The 23,322-nt window shown below is 62.6% G+C and carries 11 protein-coding genes; 2 read left to right on the top strand and 9 right to left on the bottom strand.

Features of this window, described 5'->3' with window-relative positions; all coding sequences use genetic code 11:
- Positions 1 to 9 precede the first annotated feature (9 nt).
- Genes ACCO56_RS23390 through ACCO56_RS23375 form a run of 4 tightly spaced genes read right to left on the bottom strand, consistent with a single transcriptional unit; the run spans position 10 to position 15,443 of the window.
- On the bottom strand, positions 10 to 681 hold the full coding sequence (locus ACCO56_RS23390) for a M23 family metallopeptidase (protein WP_433643272.1): 672 nt from the start codon (positions 679 to 681) through the stop codon (positions 10 to 12).
- Between the two features lie 36 nt (positions 682 to 717).
- Entirely contained in the window at positions 718 to 885 is a 168-nt protein-coding gene (gene tatA / locus ACCO56_RS23385; RefSeq protein ID WP_433643271.1) for a twin-arginine translocase TatA/TatE family subunit, read from the bottom strand.
- A 47-nt stretch (positions 886 to 932) separates the two neighbouring features.
- Positions 933 to 6,272 carry a hypothetical protein gene (locus ACCO56_RS23380; protein WP_433643270.1) on the bottom strand — a complete coding sequence of 1,780 codons (5,340 nt, stop codon included), beginning with the start codon at positions 6,270 to 6,272 and terminating at the stop codon, positions 933 to 935.
- 15 nt (positions 6,273 to 6,287) lie between these two features.
- Positions 6,288 to 15,443, bottom strand: a complete 9,156-nt coding sequence (locus ACCO56_RS23375) for a hypothetical protein (RefSeq protein ID WP_433643269.1) — start codon at positions 15,441 to 15,443, stop codon at positions 6,288 to 6,290.
- Positions 15,444 to 15,889: 446 nt separating this feature from the next.
- Here ACCO56_RS23375 and ACCO56_RS23370 point away from each other — a divergent pair, with 446 nt between their 5' ends.
- Positions 15,890 to 16,402, top strand: a complete 513-nt coding sequence (locus ACCO56_RS23370; protein WP_433643268.1) for a hypothetical protein — start codon at positions 15,890 to 15,892, stop codon at positions 16,400 to 16,402.
- Between the two features lie 405 nt (positions 16,403 to 16,807).
- On the opposite strand, the gene ACCO56_RS23365 is transcribed toward ACCO56_RS23370, so the two are convergent.
- The gene (locus ACCO56_RS23365) at positions 16,808 to 17,029 is read right to left on the bottom strand and encodes a hypothetical protein (protein ID WP_433643267.1); all 222 of its coding nucleotides are present in this window, start codon (positions 17,027 to 17,029) and stop codon (positions 16,808 to 16,810) included.
- 719 nt (positions 17,030 to 17,748) lie between these two features.
- Here ACCO56_RS23365 and ACCO56_RS23360 point away from each other — a divergent pair.
- On the top strand, positions 17,749 to 18,102 hold the full coding sequence (locus ACCO56_RS23360) for an SAVED domain-containing protein (RefSeq protein ID WP_433643265.1): 354 nt from the start codon (positions 17,749 to 17,751) through the stop codon (positions 18,100 to 18,102).
- Between the two features lie 28 nt (positions 18,103 to 18,130).
- Here the strand turns inward: ACCO56_RS23360 and ACCO56_RS23355 are convergent, their stop codons facing one another.
- The 4 genes from ACCO56_RS23355 to ACCO56_RS23340 form a co-directional block, all read right to left on the bottom strand.
- The gene (locus ACCO56_RS23355) at positions 18,131 to 18,376 is read right to left on the bottom strand and encodes a hypothetical protein (protein ID WP_433643264.1); all 246 of its coding nucleotides are present in this window, start codon (positions 18,374 to 18,376) and stop codon (positions 18,131 to 18,133) included.
- 322 nt (positions 18,377 to 18,698) lie between these two features.
- The gene (locus tag ACCO56_RS23350) at positions 18,699 to 19,979 is read right to left on the bottom strand and encodes a hypothetical protein (protein WP_433643263.1); all 1,281 of its coding nucleotides are present in this window, start codon (positions 19,977 to 19,979) and stop codon (positions 18,699 to 18,701) included.
- Between the two features lie 964 nt (positions 19,980 to 20,943).
- The gene (locus ACCO56_RS23345; RefSeq protein WP_433643262.1) at positions 20,944 to 22,602 is read right to left on the bottom strand and encodes a TRAP transporter large permease; all 1,659 of its coding nucleotides are present in this window, start codon (positions 22,600 to 22,602) and stop codon (positions 20,944 to 20,946) included.
- Positions 22,599 to 23,183 (bottom strand): TRAP transporter small permease subunit, encoded by a 585-nt coding sequence (locus ACCO56_RS23340; RefSeq protein WP_433643261.1) that lies wholly within the window; start codon positions 23,181 to 23,183, stop codon positions 22,599 to 22,601. Before ACCO56_RS23340 ends, ACCO56_RS23345 begins: the two co-directional genes overlap by 4 nt.
- Positions 23,184 to 23,322: the final 139 nt, after the last annotated feature.

Raw genomic sequence — 23,322 nt, 5'->3', positions numbered from 1 at the left:
CCCTCAGCACTACTGCGCGATGTCCTCGATCTTGTAGCCGAGGGAGAGCAATGTCGAAGTGGGGTCGGTCCGATTGGCCTCCTCCCCATAGATTGCCTTGAGGGTCGCGCCCGAGCGCCCGCTCGGCGCATGCCACAGCTCGAAATGGGTCTGCCACCTCGCTCCCGCCGCGGTTCGCATCGCATTGCCTGTCGAATGGACACCAACGGTTTGATCGACGAAATAGCCGATCAACTCGCCCTTGGCGACAGTCTGGCCTTTCGACATGAGAAGCGCGGACGACTCGTCGTTCATCGGCGTGAAAGGATCGCTGGCGAGGTGGGCGTACATCGAGTAGCAGTCGTTGCCATGATCGACGACGATCGTGTTGCCGAATCCGTCGTCAAGCGTGACGCCATTGAACTTTGCATAGGCGACCGTGCCTGCGCCTAGGGCGTAAACGGCATACGCTTCGCGGTCGGGATAAGACGCTCGCGTCAGTATATCGACACCGGTGTGAGTCTTGGAACCGCGGGCCGAACCGAACTCCCCGGCCCCTAAGCGGATAAAGGTCCGGCTCTTGTCGGTCGGCGGGACGATATCTTCCTGCGTAAGGCCCGGCGGACAGGCAGCTTGCGACGCCGAGAGGAGCGAAGCGCTAAAGACCAGCGCGGCAGCTGGGATAAGGGACTTAATCATCATTCTGAGTCTCGAGCGAAATCGTCAGGCTTCAGTGGCTCATGGTCGATCCATCTTCTGCTTCTCCCTGCTGCCGCCCAGCTCCCGTCGGAAGACGCCGAGGCCCTTGCCGAGGTCGCCCATCAGCCCGGACACCCGGCCGCGACCGAAGAGCAGGAGTACGATCGCCAACACGATCAGCCAGTGCCAGACGCTCAACGCTCCCACGTGTCACTCCTCCTTGATACACGATCCAACAACACCGCGGCGACCGGCTATTTGAAGTCGCCATCGGCGTCTGCGATGCTGCGCAGGTTCAGGCGCGCGGCAAATCTCGGTCCCGAATCCACGAACGTCGCCGGCGTGAAGATGTCCTCGACCAGGGCCGGCTCCTTTGTATAGGTCGCCGGCATGAAGGTCTCGATCTCTTCGGCATAGACATACACGATGCCCGGCCCCAGCGCGTCGATGTCCGTCTTGTTCAGGTCGAAGGACCAACTGCTGTTGGCATGGCTGTTCATCACGGTTGAGCGCTTGGTTTTTTCCGTCTGCTTCACCGGGCCGAACGGAACGTCCTTGACACCCATCGTCACGCGCCGCAGATCGCCTCTGTCGCCGCTCTCATGCATGAGGCGGAAACGCATCGTCGGCCGATGGAGCCTGCCGAAAGGATCCTCCTTTACTGCCTCATCTTGTCCGGTCTTCGCCTTTGCGTCCTGCTTCTTATCCTGAACCAGCCCCGGCGGCTTATCGGGTATGCGCCGGCCCTCGTAGCTTGGACCCGTCACCGAAGCCGTCACCTTCACCGTGGCGGTAGGCTGCGACCCTGGCGCAGGAGCCGGGACCGTCTTCACCTCGATCGTTCCCGACAGCGTCCGCGCAGGCAGCAATTGGGTCCAGACGACGACCGGCTCAGATGCCTGTAGGTTAGGATGGATGGCGTTCTTCTGATAGCGGACGAGCCCGAAGCGCACGAACAGATTCGGGGCCTCTGCCGCCTGGATGTCCAGGTCGACGAACCATTGTTCCCGGTCGACGTCAAAGCGCGGCTGGTAGATCAGGAGGTCGGCTGTCTCCAGCACTGTGATGTTGTCGGGCGCTCCCGGCGGCTTGGGGATCTGCACCGGGACGATGACGTCGCGCACCGGTTTGGGCGGCGACAGGAACGACTCCGCCGACAGGCCGGTGACCAGCGGCGCGTAATCCTGGCGGGTCGGGTCGCCGCCCCAGCGCGAGATATAGGGACCGATCGGCCCGTAGCGATCGTCAGGCATGAACGCGTCGCCTCCCTCGGCGGACTTGCCGGACGGCAGCATGACGATGCCCAGCTGTTCCTCTTCGCCCGCGGAGAACCACCCGCGCTCGAGATAGATGCGTACGCCGCTGATGCGTTCGATGGAGTCTTCGATTGTCCCTTTCGTTCCGGACGTGAAGCGAAACACGGGAACCGGCGAGAGAGCCGCGCATTTGGCCGGGCGGCTGCTCGACGGCAGCCACAGGGAAGCGGTGCTTCCGTCAGTCGCTATCTGAACGCTGTTGACGGGTTCGTCCTTGGCTTCCTCGGGCGTCAGGTAGGTCGCCGGATCCTCAATCGTTGCGCTTTCCAGCGATTGTTCTACCGGGAGAAGCGCCTGACGCAGCCGCACCACCGGCTGTGCGTTTCCGTCCGCTCCCGTCCAACGCGGGGCCGTCTCGAAGTCGGGTCCGAAGCGCGACACGGCTCGCAGGCGCAGGCGTAGCCGTCGCGCCTTGCTATCGGGGAACACGTGCAGCTGCGATGCGCTGAAAAGCGTGTCGCCAGCGGCATTCGTCACCCGCCGGCCGAGCTGCGCCGCGATGTGGGCCAGCGAAAGGTCGATGACATCCTCCGCTGCTCCGGGCTCGGTCGATGCCAGCGGTCCGGAGCCCAGCGCCGCGATGTTGTCGATGCGCAGCAGCGTGACTTCGGAACGGTGCAGCTCGACCGATCCGGTCTTCATGTTGATGGTTTCGAAGCCATAGACGTCCAGATCCTTGGCCGGACGACGCGCCGGCGGGATCGGATTCCCGTTGTCGTCGGAGACGACGGTCCTGTTCGGCCAAGCGCCCGCGACCCGGGCCTTGGGCGGCCGCCGCCGCGCCGGATCGTCGAGGAGTACCTCGCGCGGGGAGACGCACGTCGCCAGTATCTCGACCGCCGAGGTCGTGCGGCGGTCGAAAGCGATTCGACCCGCCAGCACGAAGCTGTGCGTGCCTGGCACATCCTGGAGATCGGCGGCCCTCAGCCGCTCGAGTTCGGCCAGAGTGATTTCGGTCGGTCCGAGTCCGGACGGTCTATGCCGCGGCTCAGAGTCGGGGCTCGGTTTGAAATTTGGAGGCGTCCCGTCGAAGTCGGGATCAATGGCGAACTTGTGGACATATTTCGAGGTGTCGAATGCCTTGCGGTAGACGCGCAGGCCCGGCTCCTGGAAGGCCGGCGCCACCAGCGGCCTGTTCACGGCGTGGGCGACACGCATCGAACAGACGCCTGCGAGTTCCTCGACGCTGCCGCCGGCGCCCAGGTGCCTGCCTTCGCCGCAGCTAAACTCCCTGATGTCACGGGCCAGCTCGAGCAGACGGTCGTCCGAGGGCACGTCGAAGAATCCCGTCGTGATGTGAGCGGCGATCGGATGCGTGGCTGCGCTGCCGGCGCGCTCGAGGGCCAGCTTGTAGGCCCCGACCATCTCAGTTAGGGCGAAGTGCGTGGCGAGGGTGCTGTCGTCTTCGCCCGGCAGGTAGAAGGCTTCCAGATCGAAGTCGTCGCCGCGCGCCAAGGTCACCTCGACACGCTGCGCCCGCTGCCCAGTTTTGCCTGTGAACGTCACGCCATCGGTCCGGATCGCCGTGGCCGGGCCGATCGCGGCCTGGGCCGAATCGCTGGGGGCTTTCTTGATTACCACGACTGTCGGCATCGCATGGGGATATTGCGACACCGCGTCATAGACCGACACTTTCGACGCCGGACCGACATAGGCACCGTCGGTGCGGCGGCGCAGCCTCAGCACCAGGACGCGCGCATGCGGATCTGGATAGTAGGGCCGGGACATCAGAGGCGGCCCGCCGAAATTCTCGAACGCCTTGCGGCCGATGAAGATCGCCGCGCCCCTGACGGCCGGACGGTCCTCGACCGGCGGAACGCTCCAGCCCGGAGCCAGCTTGCGCCTTGTCGGGTTCTGGCCGAAGGCGCGCTGCTCGTCGATCAGCGCGATCGGGAAGCCGCCCTGACCGGTGATGGCATCCTTCGACTTCACCAGAGGCTCGGCGATGCCGAACGCAATGTTGCGCAACCCGCCGAGCGCGACGTCGCCGCGGCTCTCGGCGTCATCGAAGACGCTGGCGCGCAGAAGCATGTCCAAAGCTGCCTGCGGCGGCGCCAATATCCGAATAATTTCGTCGGAGGTGACGCGTTCCTTCGCCGGGACATAAGGCCTACCCTTCACCTTCGCCGGCAGCTCCCCCGGTGCGACATATCCTGCCGGCAGGCTGCGCAGCACCACAGACTGCACTGTGCCGAAGTCCATCTCATCGATCTTCGCCCGGAGGACCGACCCGGGCAGGAGGACGGTCGGCGCGCCGATCGCCTCCTGCCGCAGGAACCTCCGCATGGGCATCTGCGCGTTGTCGCTCGGATCGCGCGGATAGGTGTAGGCTTGCGTCTTGTTCTCGTAGAGTCTGGCGGCATCCTCGATGCTTCGCGACCGACCGCCCAGGAACACCGCGCGCATGCCGAACCGGTAGCTGCGTCCGTAGCGCAGCGGCGGCGCCAAAGCTTCGGGCCTAGCTCCCGCCGCCGGCAGGGAGTGTCGCTGCAGGAACGGGAGGAGCACGGGATCGTCCGATCCCACTCTCGGCGCGGTGTTGACGCCCATGGGTGCACCGGTCCAAGTGGCGAACGCCTCATCGACGAAGACGTCCTTGTCGGTGACGCTGCCGCCGGGTGTTGGGGCCAGCCGCGCTGACGGGCTGACGACCGCCTCTTCAAGCGTGCGGGTTCCGGAAGCGCCCTTCGGTTGAAGAACGGAGTCTGCCATGGAACTCGGGATCACCTCAAAATCGTCAGGCCCTTTCGCGTCGTCTCGCCGAAGTCCGTAGGTCACGATCTTGCTGCCTAGGGCGCGCCAGACCATTCCATCGTCGGTCTTCGTGCCGGCATCGAGGCGGCGGCCGACAACCACGTCCTGCGCGTAAAGCTCGATCTCCTGCTTGTCCTTCTCGTCAGACGTCCGACGGACCTGGGCGCGCACGTCTTCGGCGCGGCGGCGGTCGATCAGCGTCATACCCGCGGTCTGGAAGCCGCGTTCATCGGCGCTCGGACCAGCAAGCGGGCGCACCACCGCTTCGGTCGCATGTCGCACGTCCAGGGTAATCAGGTCATAGCGCGGCAGAGCGTCGCCGGGCACGCAATCGGCGCCCATCAGGAACAGGCCTTTCTCGAGATTGCCCCGCTTTTTGTCGGGTCGCGGCCAACCGTCATCGTCTACGGCGCTCCAGGCCCTGCCCATGGACTGGTCCTGCCCATTGAACTTGAATTTCACCGGAAATTCGCCGGCCGAGATCCAGGGCGCCTTCAGCCCTTCCTCGTCGAGTTGGATGTCGAATGCGAAGCCGAAAAAGCGCGACCAGGCGGGCGACGACACAAGCGCGTGGTAGACTTGCACGGCGCCATCAAGCAGGGTGTTTGTCTGATCCGATGCCGCCTGCTCCCAAGTCGCCGCAGTGTGGCTCGCAAGCGCCGTCTGGCGAGTCTCGTCCTGCGCAGCGAGGTCCCTCAGATCGGGCTTGCGGAGTTCCTTGCAGGCGCCGGCGGCGGAATCCGCCCGCTCCGCGCGAAGCGCATCGAAGGCCTGCTGCAGCTCCGCAAGCTTCTTGGCCGCCACTAACTCGTTGAGCTGATCGCCGGTTTGAGTGTCCTTCGCGACCTTTTCTTTGACCGTTCTCAGGATAACACCGTCGTCATCGTCGCTTGCGCTGAATGCGGCGGCCATTCGCGGCTGCCGGGGAGGGGTCCGGCCGTCGACGAGATCGTATACGCGCTTTGCCCGCTCAAACTCTAGAAGAAGCGCCAGGTCCCCATGCTTGACCGGCATGACCGCCCTGAGGGTCAACTGCTGGCCAGGCTCGAGTGCTTCCTGGGGCCTATACGAACCGTCGGCTTGGGGCTTCCCCGCATCCGATGGGCTCGGCTCCTTGCCCAGACCGTTCACGAACATCTGTGACGCCAGCGACCGGTGTATGGTTTCCAGCAGCTTCCCCCAAAGTTCGTCCTCGTTCGGCGGAACGATCTTTGCCCAAGCATCGTCCAGTCCGGCCGGGAGGCTGCCCTGCAATAGTCTGGCCTTCACCTCAACGCTTACCGCTACAGAGGGTTGCGCCGCCACGCGGATCATTACCCCTTCGAAGGGCTCGCTTTCTGAATCGGAGTCGGATTTGAGGATTTTGAAGATATGGCCCCTGACCATGCTCGGCCATGCGCGGAACGAGAAGCCGTTGTCGTCAGCGACGGGCGTCGCGATCAGCGTCATGCGCAATCGCCCGTCAACGATTCCGTTGGGCACCAGTCTCAGCACGGGCTTGACTCGAGGAATGGCGGTGGTCATGTGCGTGTCTTCCGTCTAGAGCAGTTCGGGGTCGAAATATGCGAGATAGTCGGCAACCGTCGTCTCGCCGAACGGCGTCGTGTCCGCCTCGACGTTCGGTGCCGTCGCCTTGGCAGGCAGCGCCGATCCCGCCTTGATGCTTCGCGTGATGACCGAACGGTCGACGCCGTTCGAGCGGCCGGAAGACGCGCCGATCGAATTGGTACCGCCGCCGCCGAACGCCTCGCGCTTGTGACTGACCGAGACCTGAAAGTCGTAGTCTACGATGCCCATCGAGAAGGAGAACGTGAAGGTCGCCTCCCCCTCCATCTCGCCGCCCGACTTCATGCCCAGCCGGACATAGAGCGAAGCGTAGAAGCTGAAGATCCAGATGCTGGCCTCGCCGCCGACAAAGAAGGTGCCGTAGATGTCGGTCAAGGTGCGGCGCTTGCCCTCCGATTCCACTTTCAACGAGCGGATGTAGAAGCCGCTCGTGAGGCGGCCTTGGGCGACCAGCGGGCCGGTCGAGTAATTGGCGACGCCGCCGAATTCGAACGACGCCTCGATCCCGCGGAAGCCCTGGCAGTCGGCATAGATCGCCACGAAGCCGCCGCCGCCATAGCAGGGCGGCACCGAGATCAGGAACGGCGCCATGGCGCGGCCCAGCGCGAAGCGGAACATCGCCGCTTCGCCGTCGAAGGGCAGTTCCGCCGCTGCATTGAGCAGGACGTTGGAGAAGGCGACGCCGCCTAGCTGAATGGTGCCGAGATTGATTCCGTATCCGGCCAGGATCCCGGGCCGGCCGCGCATGGGCTCGATGAAGAAGCCGCTGCCATCCTTAGACGGCGTCATGTAGGACTGCAGCTTTTTCACGAATTCGAGTTTCTCGCCGATCTTGAAATCGCGGTAGTGGACGTCGAAGCGCGGCGACCCGCCCAGTTCGAAGCCGAAGTCGACGCCGTCGAAGATCAGCGTGACCGCGTTGAAGACGCTGCCGATCAACTTGACGTCGAACGGCCCGATGCGACCTTTGGCGTTCATGTCGGCCTTGACGTTCACCAGGCCGATCGTGGCCGTCATGGCAAGCTCGAACCTGCTCGGCGGCTTCGGCGTGAAGACGCCGCCGGTCGTCCTGGCGATCTTGTCGGCATCGAAGTCGAACCCGAGCGAATAGCTCAGAGTCCGCTTCATCGGCACCAGCTCGGAAATCAGCTCCTCGACCTGGTCGCGCAGGGCCGCGATGTCGACGAGCGAGGAGAGCTCGCCGCGCGAGATGTCGGCCCAGATCTCCTGTATGTTGTCGAAGATCTGCTCGACGGCGGAACGGCCGTCCGAGATGGAATCGAGGAAGGCCTGCAGCTCGGCGCGCTTGGTCGAGACGATGTTCGGCGCGGCGGCCGGCATTAGCAGGCTGTCGACCGCGGCTTTCTCGCGCGCGAGCTTGTCGCAGTTCGTGTTGAAGTCGTTGCACGGGCTGACGAAGGGCTCGACGGTCAGCGCCCGCTGTACGACCGGACCCGCGACCCGATAGTCATGGGCGGTCCGCACGAGGTCGTCGCGGACACGAAGGATCTCCTTGTAGGCGCTCTGGATGCCCTTGAAGAGCTGTTCCACCGGTGCGTCGAGCGCTTGACCTGCAAGGCTCTCGGGCAATCCCTTGGCGCGGCCTACGAGGGCAGCGTATGTTGCCGAGACATCCTGCAGCGCTTTTTCGATCCGGTCGGTCCGGGCAATCTCCTTGCCGTCCTCGAACAGTTGCTGCACCGTCGTGGTGGTGTCCTGGACCGTCGTGGCGAGCAGCTGCTTGACGGTTTCGTCGGCGGGCGCGGGCGGCAGGGTAAGCGTCGAGATCTTCGCCGCCAGTTCACGGCATTCGTCGTCGACCTTTTCCAGTGCGGCCTCCAGCGCGTCGCGCTCCGTCCTCAGAACATCCGGGATCCGTTCGCGGACGATCCTCGCGGCGAGATCGAGAAGTTGGCCCACCTCGGGAACGCCGACGCTCGCCACCACCTTCGTCCACCGGAACAGCGTGTTGAGCGCAATCCGCAGCGCCGCGGCGGCGCCCTTGTCCCATTGGTTCAGCTTTGCCTTCAGATCGTTACCGAAGGCCGCGGCGAAGGCGCCGCCGGCAGCCGCCAGAATGATGACGCCGAGGTGGTTGTCCAGCAGGTCGAGCAGGCTTTTCGCTTCATTTCGGATCCGGCCCAGCCCTTTCTCGACCTCCCCGGCAAGCACGCGCAGCCGATCGGCCACTTTCAACATGTCGCCCGGCGTCATGACCGGCGGCGTTCCCGTACCCTTCGAGAGCGCGGTCAACTCACGGTGCGCCGCCTGCGCATGCCCCACCACGGCGACGACCTCGCAGAAAAGCCGTCGATACGCAGGCAGGGCCTTTTGGAAATCGGTGATGGCGTCGCGAACCGGCTTGGCGCTGATATCGGCCGGCAGCTTGCTCTGCGCCTCGGTGAGGTCGGTCGCGAGGTCAAAGGTATCGCGCGTGGTGATGGCGAAACCTTCAAGGAAGTGCTGTGGCGACAGGCCGTCGATGATAGCCGCAACGGCCTCCGCCTGCTGCTTGTCGTTGACCGGAAGCTGCGCGACGCAGGCAGCTGTCACGGTCGCGGGCAGCTCCGGGTTGATCTGGGTGTTTGCGGCAGCGGTCCCGGCCGCGACCTGGACGAGGCGGGCCAGGATCGCCTCCACCCAAACGCGCAGCTGCGCCTCCCGCAAGGCGATCTCGTTCTCGATCTCCGCCCTGAAGGCGAGGAGGTCGATGTTGAGATAGTCGCGGCCGAGCTGGACGAGCAGGGCGAAGACACGCTCCGGCCGTTCCGCTTCCGCCGCCTTCACTAACTCGCGCAGCAGCTCAATGAGCTGGACGATGGCGCGGATCCGCGCCACCCAGATCGCCCATTCCGGGGTGGATGGCACCTGGTCGATCCATTTGGCGATCTGCGCCTTGGCGACAACCAGACGCAGGCGATAGGCGGCGACGGCGGAGGCGACGATCTCCCGGTTCTGCGCGGAGTGCGTGCTGAACAAGTCCAGGAACTGCTGGGCCAGCGACGGATTGCGCAGGCCTGCTTCGACCTCCTCCGCCCTCTTGATCGCGCCATCGAGGAACTTCGCGGCGATTTCCGCAAGTGCGGCGCGCGGGTCGATCCCTCCGCTCGCAAGGCGAGACACGATATCCTTCAGATCGACGTCGACGGCGCGCAGCTCCTTGAGCGCTTTCGTCGAGAGCTCGTATATTTCTTCGCCGCTCTTCGAGATGGCAATCAGGGCCTCGATCTCGTACCAGGGCAGCTCGTCGGCCAGATAGATCAGCAGTTCGCGTGCGATGTCTTCCTTGGTCGCCTGGAGGGCCGAGACGAAATCCGTCGCCGCCGTCTCGTAGACCCTGATCTGAGCTTCGATGTCGCCGGCCACCGTGTCGAACTGGCCGCGGGCCGCCTGCTCGATGCGCTCGACCGGGTTCGCCGCCAGGCGGCCCAGCTCGCGCATGAATTGCCGGCCTGCTTCGTGCACGGCCGCCAGCCGCTCGAGGATGAGGATGGGGTCCTTTTCGCCCATCGCCTCGAGCAGCGCCGTCTCGAGCTTGCTCAGTCCGTGGTCGATCTCGGGATAGAGCTTGCGCAGCGAGGTCGCTTTGAGGCTGGGCAGGACCCCCTGGAACTCGCCGATGACGCTTTCCTGCGCTCCGGTCTGGGAACGGTCGAGTTTCGACCATTCCTTGCGGGCGGTGCGAACGAGTTGCAGCAAGGGCGCCAGTATCTCGCTGTGCAGCAGCTCGATCGCGCCCGCGGCACCCTGCTGGAGGTTGGCCAGGGCCTGCGAGCCGTAGTCGACCACCTCTTTCAGCGCCGGCATGGCATCGACGCCGCCGACAAGCTTGAGCAGCTTCATGAGCGACTGGAAGGAGATGACGCCGAGCAGCTTGGCGTCGACGCTGAAGAAGCTTTCGAAGACCTTCGAGACCGTCCCTTCGTCGGCCGGCGGGACGGGGGGCGGACCGTCGCCGGGCGGCTGCGGTTGCGGCGCCGGCAGGGAGAAGTGGTTGGCCACGGACAACAGCATCGGCGAGGCCGAATACGGCTTGGCGGTCTCGGAGGGCTTGCCGCGGTAGATGGCCTGGCCGGGCTGCGCTCCCAGGATGCCCTTCGAGCGGCTGAGCGCGACGATATCCATGTTCGGCCGGCCGACGCCGCCGGACTGGTTACCGTTCGGCCCCATGCTCATCTTGGGCGGTGCGGCCATGTCTACGTAAAGAAAGACCTCCGCCGCATTGCCGGCCAGGATGTCCGCCTCCTGACCGGACGGTGCCTGGGCTTCCTCCCGGCGCCGCGGCAAACCGCGGAGCACGTAGCTGCCGTCGAAGCGCACGCGTGCCGCGCCCATTGCAACGCCGGACATGCATTCGGCCTGCTCGATGTGGATCCTGGCCGACGACATGGCCGGGTAGAACGGCGGCTGATCGGCACCCTCCAAGACGCCCGTGTTGTTCCTTAGGTCGTTGCGTCCCTCCCAGCTCTCGCCGTCGTTGCTGGCACGTCCGTCGACATCGAAGACGATGCTGTCCACTGCGAAGGACGTGTCGCCCTCCTTGACGGGTTCAGCGAAGCGAAGCGTCTGGCCGTTTAGCTGTGCAGTCCGCCATGTGTCCTCGTCCAGCGCCCTGTAGTATTTCAGCAGCGCGTCGAGGGCGGCCTTGTCCTTTGCAGCGATCCTGTCGACGAAGATCAGCGGCATCTTCGTGCGGCGGCCGTCGAGCGTGAACTCGAAACGGAAGCGCGCCTCCTCTGTGGTCGCCGTCTGCGGCCAGAACGCCAGGCCCGGCCGGTTGTCGAGGAAGATCCTGCCGCTCAGGCTCTGGCGGGACTGCGAGGTGTCGAGCTCCAGGGTGGGGTCGACGATGTCAGGCGACTCGCGCGTGAGCATGGTCACGTCCTCGGCGCACCACTGCCGCCCCTTGTTGGGCTGGCCCACCGCCGGGTACTTCTTGGTCGGAGAGGAAACGCGGATGAACATGCGCTGGCGCAGCACTGCCTTGACGCCGAAATCCTTGTCCTGGACGCCGTCGCCCTTCATGCGCACGAAAATGCGCTCGGTGATCTTGACCAGCGAAGCCTTGTGGCCAAGCGGGTACAGGTAGCCGGAGTAGACGACGGTGGCGAGCACGTCGCGCCCGAGCACGATCAGATGCTGCCAGCGCTCGATCGACAGACCGTCGAAGAGCGACCTCCCGTCATAGGTGACTGCCGGCGCCTGCGGCAGGAAGTTGGTGTCATGGTTGAGGAAGCCGCCCAGCGCGCTCAGCGACAGCTCGCTGACATCCAGCGGCTTGGGCCGGTAGTAAGCCAGATCCGACGTCACATCCGTGAGAACAAAGTCCTCACCCGGCTCGAACTGACCCGACTTCTCGACCAGATCGCCGAAATCGGTGTCGAGGGGCCCGATCTGGCGGCGCCGGCCGGTGGCCGGAAGGCCGTAGGCGGAAGACAGGAGCACCAGCTCGTGCCGGTCGTAGGCATCGAGGGAGGTGCGGAAGGTGTGCAGGTCCGCCTGCTTGTTGTAGTTGGCGCGGAGCCTGAAAATCTCGCAGATGCGCTGGAACATACTCGACGTCGGATTTCGCTCAAGCAGGCACACATCCTCGTCGGTGTAGGTGGGAGGTGGCGGGGCGTTGGCGTCGGTCGGCTTCTGCGCCTGCTCGATCTTCCAAATCGTCAACGGACTGGCCCGGACACCGTCCACGTGTTCGCGCCGCAGGATCCACGGCGACCACGGGCCGCGCGGCGGCGGACCGGCGATCCTGAGGACAACGCCCTCCGGGAAGGGACCGATGGCCTCGGGCCGCATGTCCGGCGACCAGACAGCCCTGAGGCCGGGCTCGGCGTCTTCCGTTATGAGACGCGTCGTCCACAGCGGCTCGTAGGCCTCATAACCGTTGCCGGGAGTGGGCGGGTCGGTGTCGAAGACCTCGGGCTCGCTAACTTCCGCCGCATCGCGGCTCACCTTTCGCGGCGCCTGCCAGATCGCATTCTGCGCGGTCGAAAGGATCAGGCGCGCGGGGATTTCGATCCGCGTCTCCAGTCCTTTCGGGCGTTTCGACAAGTTCGCACGAACCTGCCCGAGATGCGCCTCGGACGATTTCTGGCCGCGTTCGAAGCCTTGCTGCACAAGGACAGCGTGATCGTCGACGCTTGCCACCCGCCCGGCCGCGGGAGGTATGGCTCCCGAGGCAAGCGGCTCGTACAGTTTGCGCGCCCTCTGGGTGACGTGGGGTTCGTGTCGGGACCAGTCGGTCAGCGCGGCGAAGGTGAACGGCATCGTGCCGAAGCGCTGCACGCCGGGGCCCGGCGCGATGGGACTGTCCGTCGCGTGGCCGGGCAGGCCGTTGACTTCGAGGGAATCCCCGGGAGCGGCTTCGAAATTCACCCGGAAGGACAACAGGCTTCGGCCCGAAAGCCTTGCCATTGCCAACCTATCGTAAGGTTCGCGACCCGATATCTGCTTGAGAAACGCGGAGGTGAACTGCCTCTCGAGATCCTCTGACGGCAGGTAAGCCGGCAAAACATTGTGGCGCAGCCGGTTGACGTATTCCGCGAACGTCGCGCCTGGCGCGTCGGTTATGCCGTCTGAGGGGCTCCCGCGGGTCTCAATGACATATGCGCGAAACGCGTCTCGCCACAGCTTATAGAGCGGGTAGATCTTCTCGGCGTCGGCCTCGGCCAGGAGCACGTCGCCGAGCTCACCGGCAGCCGCGTTGGGTGGCGGATTCTTGGCAGCCTCGGCAAGCATCCTGGCGACGATCGGCTTGAGCAGAGCCTCGCTCTCCCGCGTCTGCCAAGCGCGCGCAGCCGTGATGGCTTCCGGCGACATGGCATAGGGGCCGAAATACTGCTGCTGGTCTACCGGCAAATCCAAGTTCTTTGCCAGTTCGGCCCGCAGGCTGGCGAACGGTTTGGGTTGATCCGCCTGCTCCGATGCCTCCTTCGCCTTACCGATGGTCATGCGAGCCTTGGCCCGCTTGGCCGGGTCAGGTTCCAGTCTCAGCTTCTCGAGGAAGGATTCCAGGTCCCCCTCGTCCTTCGGCCAGTCGATATCGGGAAGAGGCCCCAGTTCCTGGCGATAGAACGCTTCCTCCATCACATGCTGCGGTGGGAACTCCACCGCCAGTACGGGCCGGCGGTCTACGATCACGTCGCCGGCGTCGAGCGTGCCGTCGTCGACCTCACCGGGCTCCTGCAGTTGCTTCCGGACGACGATCTGACGGGCATCGGGCGTCGAAGGACGCAGCGACCGCCCGATCCCGATCGGCGACCCGCTCTCGTCCGTATAGACGGAAAAGCCGAGGACGAAGTCGGAGAAGCGGAAACGCACGTCGACCAGGTCATAGTCGCGCCGCGCATGGACGGTGGTGCCGCCCAGGTCGAGCCAGGCGAATTCGCCCGACATCGTCGGCGCGCCCAGCCACAGGAAGCCATCGGGGGTGTTCCAGTGGACTTCCGGCACGAGCAGATTCGGCAACGGGCTCCCGTCGAGGAAGTTGAGCCTGAAATGGCTACCTGCGACGGTAAGGCTGCTGTCGCGCGTGTCCGGCAGCGCGGCATCGATGCCGCGAAGGGCCACATCCGCATAGAGCCTGCGCAGCGCGTCCCGGGGTTCGGCCGCGCCGCCGCCTTTTGCCTTGGCGCCATTGGTCCCCGCCGGCTGCTCGCCGACGCCCCGGTCCGCCAGCAGGAAAAACGTCCGCTCCGCCACGCCTGCGCGATCGCCGAGCGCGGCCGCGGTGATGGCATCGAACTTGCGCCGGGCCGCCATCGCGGGGTCTTCGTCCTCAGCGACCTGGCTCGCGGCGGCATCAATCGGCAGGGGCGCGACGTCAATGCGACCGATCAGCGTTGCGACCCGCGCCGACGCGGGCTGCTCGGGAGGAGGCACGGGCTTTTCCGATTCCGCCTGCGGCGGCCCGCCCGGCAGAGCCACGCGCTTTCCGCCCGCATCGGCGACGATCACGTCTCGCCATTCGCCACTCGCCCCCTGCGCCATGCGCGTGACCGTCACGTCGTCGAGCGGAAGGCTGGCGCAGGTGGGCACCGGCGTCTCCGCGTCGACGGGCAGCCGGCAGTCCAGCACTGCGCTCGGCGCCGCGAACAGCGCGACGACCGAGGCCGAATCCACTCCGCCTTCGATCACGACCCTGGACTGCGGATCGAGCTGGCCAATGAACAGGTCGCCGAGGGTGTCAACCAGCGTGGGGTCGTCCTCAGGCGGGGGAGGTGGAGCGACTGTGACAGATGGCGCCTCCAGGTTGCCAATCACCTCGAAGGCAGCGGCCCACCGCGCCAGACTGCGCGCGGTGAGGCGCCGCCCGCTCCCCGCGGGCTCGCCCGGTCGTTTCTCCCACTTCAGAGCGAACAGGCCGGTTCCTTTGTCGCCCTTCTTGACAGCGGGCGCTTCGGCGCATCCGTCGAACGCTAGGATAGGACGGCTGTCGGCGTCGAGCGGCGAAAGAACCCATTCGAGGTCGGCGTTGAGACCGACCGTCATCTGATCCGTTACCGTGAGCTGTCCGTCGAACATCGGGGACAGGGCGGATTGGATGCGGCCCTGCGACAAGATTTCATCCAGCGTCGCCTTGCTGGCTATGAAAGTGTGGAGGTGTAGGCGTGCCGGATTTCCCCCCTCGCTGGGCCAGACGTTCGTCTCGATGCCGACGGTCCATGGCTCGTCATCTCGCCGTTCGAAGACGAACGTCATCTCCAGCGGCTGATCACGGGCATCTTTGACATGCCGTCCCCAGGAAGCGCCGCGAACGGTCAATTGGCGGCGCAGCGCGCCGTCCTCTGTCTTCAACGCCTGAGCGTTCGAATCCCAGTTCGCATACTCTTCCGGATGCATGTCGAACCAGGCATCGGGCCCGAATGACGCCACTTCTAGCGTCCAGTCGCGGTGGATCACGGACGTGTCCGGGGAAACCCTGCGGACGGCGACGATCCTTTCGTCGTCGGACAGGATGAAGATCAGATCCGCCCAAGAATCCTGGTCCGGCGGTACGGCCCCCAATGCAAGATTGGCGGTCGCGGTGATGATCGGCGCCACCGCCGCGCCGCCGAGAAAATCGCGGCGGGTGATGCCGGGCGTCTTCTTCCGCCCTGCGCGTCGTGTCGATCCCCAGCGCACGCCCATTTTGTGTTTCCCGCACCGTAATGGGCTTGCAGCGTAGCTACTTCAACGGATGGGCGCGCGTGAATAAATCGTGAAAAACTGGCTTTCGTCAAAGACATATGATGATCGTTTCCCGGCACGCCCGCTCCTGTCCACAGATAATTGACACTCAAGAACTTTATGACATACGAAGTCCAGCTTACAATTATAGCGAATCATCTGCGCTCTAGATGAGAACAGTAGTTCTCAAATTGTTATGATTCAATTTTCGTGCATCAGTAGCTTCTTTCAATTGCTTCGACTTAAGTGCAACGGGCGAAGGAGAGGACATGCTTACACTGCGCGCAGTCGGCCGATTTGAGCTTCTGGATGCCGCTGGAGCAGATCGCAGTCCTAGCTCCCGGAAAGCTTGCTGTGTTCTTGCCTTACTGGCGCTTTCGCCCGGGCTGCGTCGGAGCAGGACATGGTTGCGAGAGAAGCTGTGGAGCGATCGCGGTGGCGAACAGGCGGCGGCGAGCCTTCGCCAAGCGCTTCGCGACATCCGCCGGCACCTGGGAGTCTACGACAGCATCCTGCGCAGTGACAGGGTGTCGGTTTCGCTGGATGGAGCGCTGCTCGGCGTATCGTTCGAGCCGCCTATGCGAGCCGGTCCGGCGAAGCTTGAAGCAGAGCTGTTCGAGGACTTGGACATAGCCGACCCTAAGTTCCAGGAATGGATTCGATATCAACGCCAGGCAGTGGGGACATATCCGGGTACGGGCGGCAGCAATTGCGCGGAGCCGGGCGGCGCACTGTCGAACCGCCAGCGCACGATCCTCTTCGTCACGACGGGCTCAAGTCACGGCGGCAGTGGCGAACGCATGGTGCTAAGGCCACTCAGCCGCGCGGCCGATGCCATCCGTCCGCATGTCGACGAGGGGTTTATCTATCCATCCGATTCTCAGATCACCTCGCTCGATCCCGAACGGTTCAAGCGGTAGTGATAAAGCAATGGTGACGACTTCGCAGGCCTGGTCTCGATCGCAGTGAACGTCAGCGATCTGGCCAGTAGGTGCGTCGTATACACTGAGGAGATTAGGCTCGATCGGGCGCCGAAGATCCGGAACACCTGCCGCATGTAGTCAGGATGGTAAACCGTATAACGAGGGTCGCGCTCGATGCAATGATGCGGGGCATTGAGCCGGCCGCACACGATCAGGTCATAGCGCTAAGGCTGTTTGATAGCGCCCGCATCCTCACCTTCACCCCAGGATAGCCTGGAGCTTCCAGATCAGCAGTGCAGAGCGGAAACCAAGCGTCCGAGTGTCATCGCGCCACTTGTCGGCTTGCATCGATAGGACAACAACCTTCCCTATCCGCTTCCGATTGAGTGACCCACGTCCAATTCAATGTTGAATTAAGTCAACAATCAATTGCCCGTTCTCCTGAATCTCTTCTTCACCTTTACCTCCTGTTGTATTTACGTCCGACGCATCTACTGTTATCCACCCAACGTTGGCGAAGCCATTTCCTGCGATTTCAACGGAAATGTCCAGCGTCGATCCCGAATTTATTCGTTTGCCATTGAGAGCTAAACTATCTTGGTCATTGTGGTCGATCACTGTCACATAGGCGTCCTTATTTGCTCCATTTTTTACTGTTATGGTACCAGCATATGCTAGATTCAAACGACAAAAACAGCAGTGAAAACTCCCGCAATACACTTCATAACAGCCCCTTTCTGTCAATTCTCAAGCCTTTACTACGATCACAGCGACAGCCAGCACTGCCCGTCGGCAATTTCCTAGAGCAATACATTGAAATAAAGCTTACTGGCAGTCGTGCTTCTCGCCCGTAATGCTTATTAAGTCATCTCGTTTTTCGAAGCAGTACTTCGTCCTCTTCGCTTGGGCGTTCATCACGATTTTGCAGTGATAAGATTCTTGGTCTGAAGATGTTTTGTACGTGCAGTAGACGTCACACCTAAGGTCTCGGTCTTTGTCGTTTACGCCGTACACCGATATCCCCCTCTCTCCGGAGTCAGCATCAGATTCTATCACGCATTCAAAGGATTCGGTCAAGGCTAATTGATCAAAGGCCAGCAAACATACAAATAAACAAATCAAATACCGGAGGGTCATCGAGCTGCATCCACTACAGATAGGCTATATGTTCCTCACAAATGCGGATAAGACCCCTAGGTCAGTGCTATTCGCTTACGCGATTACTGATGTACTCATCCGAAAGAACCCGTTTTTACTATGCCAACGAAATGTACGTAAGTCAATCCGGTGTCCTGGTTCAGGACATATGAGACGGGTTTGGTTTTGCGAAGCCGGCGTTGGACGTGAGTGTCGCGCTCAAGTTGGCGCTCAGCGCGACACTCACGGACGACCGGCTTCGCGCCGTTCTCGGCGATAATGTCGCCATCCGGTCCTTGACCGCGGAGAGCCCGCACTATGACATCATGCGCCGTCCGGAGGATCTGGTGGAATTCAAGCGTCACCTTCGGTGTCTCTTCGACCGGATCAAGGCTGCTCACGGCGAGAATGCCATCATAAACGTCTTTCCAGCGCTGCCGAATTCAGCGGCTGTCGAAGTCGGGCGTGTTCGGATGCCGAAGGCCGATCTGCCTTTGCACATCTATGATCAAAATCGGTCGGTCGACGGCTTCATTCCGACCTTGAGAATCACAAGCTAGCCCGCCGTTGAGACCGGGTGAGCTGCGGCTACGCGGCCAACTGCCCGTGTCGCTCGAGGAGCCGCATCAGGATCGCGTTGGCGTGCGTGAAATTCTGGAGCTGGCCCTGGAGCCGGTACGCCCACTTCTCGCCGTGGAAGAAGTTGTTGCGAAAACGCCAAACGATCATCAGCACGGTCAGTAACCGATCGTGTGGATCGTTGTTGCTTCCGTCGAGGACAGATCGGACGAGATCGAGATGGTCGGCTGGCCTTAGTTTCAGAATTTCACGCACGCCAACGCGATCCAGGAATGCCGATCCCGCCGGCCGGCGAGATTCCATGATCGTGCGATCAGCAGCTATTGGTGACCATGATTAGGAGCACCTTTGATGGCGGGCAGCACGCACGCCCGTTGCTGCGCCTGCTCCCGACTGAGAAGCCACATCTGTAGTTATCAAAGGGGGCTGATTCGGCTCCTATCCCCACCGGCCGACACGGATATGGATGTCCGCTTCCGCCCTGCCGGCGGCGGAAAGCTGACAGGCGGCTCACAGCCCCAGTGCTGCCTTAGAATGATCTGATCCCAACATGTGCGATGCGATTGTTCAAATGAGCTTATGACCCGCCAGAGAATCTTGAACGATGTCTCTCCTCCGGGGCTACCCAGCTTTCGATGAAATCCAGCGGATCGACGCTTTCCATCACTGCTCTGGCGAGCGTCAGGCGTTCTTCCAGGCGCTGCCAACGGTCGTCGTCCGCGCTCTTCAGGCGCTCTGTCGCATCCGCGAAGAAGCGCTCAACGGTCATCGCTCTTCCCCACCTTTCGATAATCTCCGCAAGCTGTTGGCGGCTGTCGGCGAGAGCCTGGGCCGTCTTGCGGGCATCCTCCTGCCTTTCGTAGCGTTCCCACCGCTCTTTTTGCTCTTTTTCCCTCTGCTCCTCCGCCGCGTCTTCAGCTTCCATAAGGCGTTGCAGATTGTTCTTGGACGTCCTTAACGTCTCGACAATTTTTGGGATTAGCCTCTCAATTGACTGCTGCTCCGTTTCCTGCCAATTGCGATACCAATCGACGCCTTTCTTTGGTGAGTACGCAACGATCCGAAAACGCCCGCAGGGCATATCCTGCTCTGTTGTCCAAGAATGCGTTAGCTGCCAAGATTTGGCTGATCGTATGAGCTTGCTGTCCTCACGATGGTAATCGCCATTGAAATAGCGCATCGTCACTCGCTCAGTCATTTCTGTGACGGCGAGTGCTATTGGCACCGTGTCGATATAGAAAACAGTTGGTCGGTCAGGAGCCCAGATGCTTCCTGAGTGGTGGCGGCCGTATCTGCGATCCTTTCGCTCGACCTCTTGTTCCCTGACCTGAATGCGTAGAAGATTGTCGGCAGCCTGAGCGATGTGCACTCGATGCCCTTGCTCGTCGAGCGCAAGATATAAAGCGTTGGCGATGGAGAGAGCACGCAGCAGTGAGGCTTCTGATGAGATCAGATCTGGCAGGATTCTCTTGTACGGTCTGAGGAATTCGCCGCTTTTTACCTCACGCGTTTTCCGTAAGTGTTCTTCGACACCAAAAAGCAGCGGGTGACGTGCCGGACCACGGGGTTTCGCGGCGAGCTTCGGCTCGCGCCCAGCGCCTTCCACTGTTCGCTTTTTTCGCGGCTTAGCGACGGACGGCAGGATCTCGATGGTCTCATCGGGCGCTTCTGACAAGGCCGGTAACTCTGCCGGAAGTCCGAGCGACCTGCGGGTCCAGTACCCCGACCCGGGATAAGGAACTTGGTGTCGCTTGCAGATGGCGGCGAGCGCCGTGCCGGAAATTCCGAGCTCCGGTGCGACTTTGCTGAGTGGCCTCTCGCAGACCCGTTTATAGAGTTCACGGCGTGTCACCTGCATAGCGAAGATCCCAACTCAACCACACTGATATCGCATTGCAGATACACTGAATTCCTCCCTCTATTGAGTGAGCTTTTGCCTATCACAATGCACATCGACTTTCGTCGCTTCGACACCGGAGAGGATCTCGGTCATCTCTCCCCCGCGACAGCTATCTGCGCGATGGCAGGGCCGCGCGCGCTCAAGGCGGTGCATGGCCGTCACCCGTCCAATCATTCCGATCCGCCCCGCTTGCCAGCCAGCCCATGCTCGCCGGCGGCCGCCGTCCTTGTGCCGCGGTCTGACGACCGGTCTGCGCTGAAGCCGATTGCCGCGTCTGCCTCCGTCCGAGCCAGAGCGGTTTTCGCGAACAGCGCCATCACAGCACGGCCAGAACGGCGCTGCAAATCTGGACAACGCCCTCCGCCAATGCCGGTCTCCGCCCCGAGCCAGGTGTTGAGCCGCACAAGGACATTTCATCGGAACTGCCGAAACCCCGCAAGTTCGACCCCGACCAGGAACAACTGGACGGTGAAGCCGCCTCTAACCGTGCTCTGGTAAGCAATATGCGCCGCGCGGCGCGTCAGGTCTCCACGGACGCCGGCGACAAAATGGAGCTGTGATTCATGCGTCATCCCCAGGACAATCGCGAGCCGCAAGACGCTGCCATAGTCAAGCGCCTCGACAGGCTCGACCGCCAAATCCAACGTGTGGAGCGCGATCTCGGGATCTCCACCGAAGCCGCCGCCGTCTTCGTCTGGTCCTGGTTGACCTCAACTGCGCCTCTTCCGAAGGCCGCCCCGGCAGCCGCCCAAGCCAAGGGCGGAGAGCGCTACGCGACAAGTTTATGGAAGCGTTTGGCCGGCGCCTCGCCAGGAACTCGAGTATTTCAGAAAATCGTGGAAACGCATGAATAAGGAGGCACAGTTCGTCGTTCCCCTGCGACAACTTGTTCATGTTCAATCCTTCTGTTCGACAGGATCGCTCAATCGAGCGCGGGCGGGGAAAAAGGCGTCGAATTGCCGTCCGTCCCAAATTCCGGCAAGTCGAAAATGACGTCCGCCGGTTGCACTCCCGTGCCGGGCGCCTTGTGCAAAACCATCGCAGGAAAGGCGATCGTCAGCCCTATCATGACGATTTGGAGGACGAGGAACGGGATAGCGCCAAGATAAATTTGCCCGTTAGTCACCGGCTGGATTTCCCTCCTCGTTACGCGGTCGAGGTAGGGAAGACGCGCGGCGACGGAGCGCAGAAAGAACAAGGCAAATCCGAATGGGGGGTGCAGGAATGAAGTTTGCATGTTGATCGCCAAAAGCACCCCGAACCATATGAGATCAATGCCGAGCTGCTCCGCGACCGGTGCCAGCAGAGGCACCACGATGAAGGCCAGTTCGAAATAGTCGAGGAAGAATGCGAGGAGGAAGACGAGTATGTTCACGGCGATGAGAAAGCCTGTCTCTCCACCGGGAAGAGCGGTCAGCAGGTGTTCCACCCACACATGGCCATTCACGCCATAGAAGGTCAGGGAGAACACGCGCGCGCCAATGAGGATGAACATGACGAAGGCCGACAGACGGGCGGTGGATTCGACGGCATCCTTCAGAATCGCGAAGCTGAGCCTCCCCCGGGCGACGGACATGGCCAACGCGCCGGTAGCGCCCATCGCGCCGCCCTCGGTTGGCGTGGCCAGGCCCACGAAGATGGTTCCTAGCACGAGGAAGACGAGAGCCAGCGGCGGAACGAGGACAAAGATGACTTGCCGTGCCAGACCGGAAAGCATGCCGAGTCCGAGGAGGCGGTCGACTTGGGCTATCATACACAGGAGCAGGGCGGCCACCGCGGCGCACCACACATCCGAATGGGCACCGATCTCTGCGGAGAAGGCTAGATGGAAGATAACGCCGCCGGTGCCTGCAATGAGAACGGCGATGACGAGGGAGGTCACGCCATTCCCCAGCGTGCGCGCTTCCTGCGGCAGGGCCGGCATCAGCGTGGGACTGATGATAGCGGCCGTCGCGATATACGCCGCGTACAGCGTAGTCAGCACCAGCCCAGGTATCAGCGCTCCCCTGTACATATCGCCCACCGATCGGCCGAGCTGGTCGGCGAGGACAATGAGCACAAGGGACGGAGGAATGATCTGCGCGAGCGTACCGGACGCCGCGATTACGCCCGACGAGATCTTCCGGTCGTAGCCGTAGCGCAGCATGATTGGCAGCGATATCAGCCCCATTGCGACGACCGATGCCGCGACGACGCCGGTGGTTGCGGCCAGGAGCGCGCCGACAAAGATCACAGCAAACGCTAGGCCGCCGCGGACCGGGCCGAACATTTGGCCGATCGTGTCCAGGAGGTCCTCCGCCATTCCGGAACGTTGCAAGAGCAGCCCCATGAGCGTGAAGAATGGCACGGCCAGCAGGGTCTCGTTGGACATGATGCCCCAGAACCTGTCCGGCAGCGCCGCCAGCAGCGGCCAGGACAGGCTGATCGCGTTGCCAGAAAACGGTGCCAGCTCCACTCCGATGACGAAGAACAGCAGCCCGTGAGCCGCGAGCGAGAAGGCCACAGGAAATCCCAGCAGTAGGAAGGCGATCATGAAGACGAACATGATCGGAGCGATATTCTGGGCGATTAGCTCAATCATCTCTGGACTTGCTCGGCTATGGTTTTCGCCTCGGCCTCTGCGCGCTCCTGCCAGGACACAGGTGGATCATCATTGTGATGCCCTGTCGTCAGGGCGGTGATCTTCTTGGCAATCTCGGAAAGTGCCTGGAGAGCCAGCAATACGAATCCAGCGAGCAGCAGGGCTTTGGCCGGCCAAATGATGAGACCGCCGACGCTCGAGGAATGTTCCCCTGCGTAGTAGGACTTCGCGACGTATCCGATCAGATACCAGATCATGATGGCGACGAAAGGCAGGAGGAAAAGAACGTAGCCCAGAAGGTCTATCCAGTCGCGCGATCTCTGCGACAGCTTCGCGAAGATCACTTCGACGCGGACATGCTCGCCGCGACGCAGTGTCCAGGCGGCGGTAAGCATGAAGGCAGCACCGAACAAATACCATTGCAGTTCCAGCCATGCGTTCGAGGACACGTTTAGCGTCTTGCGCGTCACCGCGTTGCCTGCGGAAACCAGCACCGCGGCAAGAACAGTCCACGAGGCCAGGCTGCCCACGGCAATGTTGAATCGATCGACGATGCGCGAGAATGCTAGAAGGGCCGACATAAGGTCATCTTTACGGCTGGAGATACTGAGGAATGTTCGCCGATGCCGGAGTGAACCGGCGCATGCGTGCAAAGCCAATGCGGCTGGTCACGAGACGCAGCTCGCGTATGGCGGCTATCAGAAAGATAGCGACGATAGG

Source organism: Mesorhizobium sp. 1B3 (assembly GCF_050958605.1).
In the GTDB taxonomy this organism is placed as follows: domain Bacteria; phylum Pseudomonadota; class Alphaproteobacteria; order Rhizobiales; family Rhizobiaceae.
The sequence above is the reverse complement of the archived record's forward strand: the minus strand, read 5'-3'. Positions and strand labels throughout refer to the sequence as shown.

What these genes read in the sequence shown, in the direction of transcription:
- ACCO56_RS23375 (WP_433643269.1), bottom strand. Translation starts at nt 15,443, where the DNA reads ATGGGCGTGCGCTGGGGATCGACACGACGCGCAGGGCGGAAGAAGACG.
- ACCO56_RS23345 (WP_433643262.1), bottom strand. Translation starts at nt 22,602, where the DNA reads ATGATTGAGCTAATCGCCCAGAATATCGCTCCGATCATGTTCGTCTTC.
- ACCO56_RS23390 (WP_433643272.1), bottom strand. Translation starts at nt 681, where the DNA reads ATGATGATTAAGTCCCTTATCCCAGCTGCCGCGCTGGTCTTTAGCGCT.
- ACCO56_RS23380 (WP_433643270.1), bottom strand. Translation starts at nt 6,272, where the DNA reads ATGACCACCGCCATTCCTCGAGTCAAGCCCGTGCTGAGACTGGTGCCC.
- ACCO56_RS23340 (WP_433643261.1), bottom strand. Translation starts at nt 23,183, where the DNA reads ATGTCGGCCCTTCTAGCATTCTCGCGCATCGTCGATCGATTCAACATT.
- ACCO56_RS23350 (WP_433643263.1), bottom strand. Translation starts at nt 19,979, where the DNA reads ATGCAGGTGACACGCCGTGAACTCTATAAACGGGTCTGCGAGAGGCCA.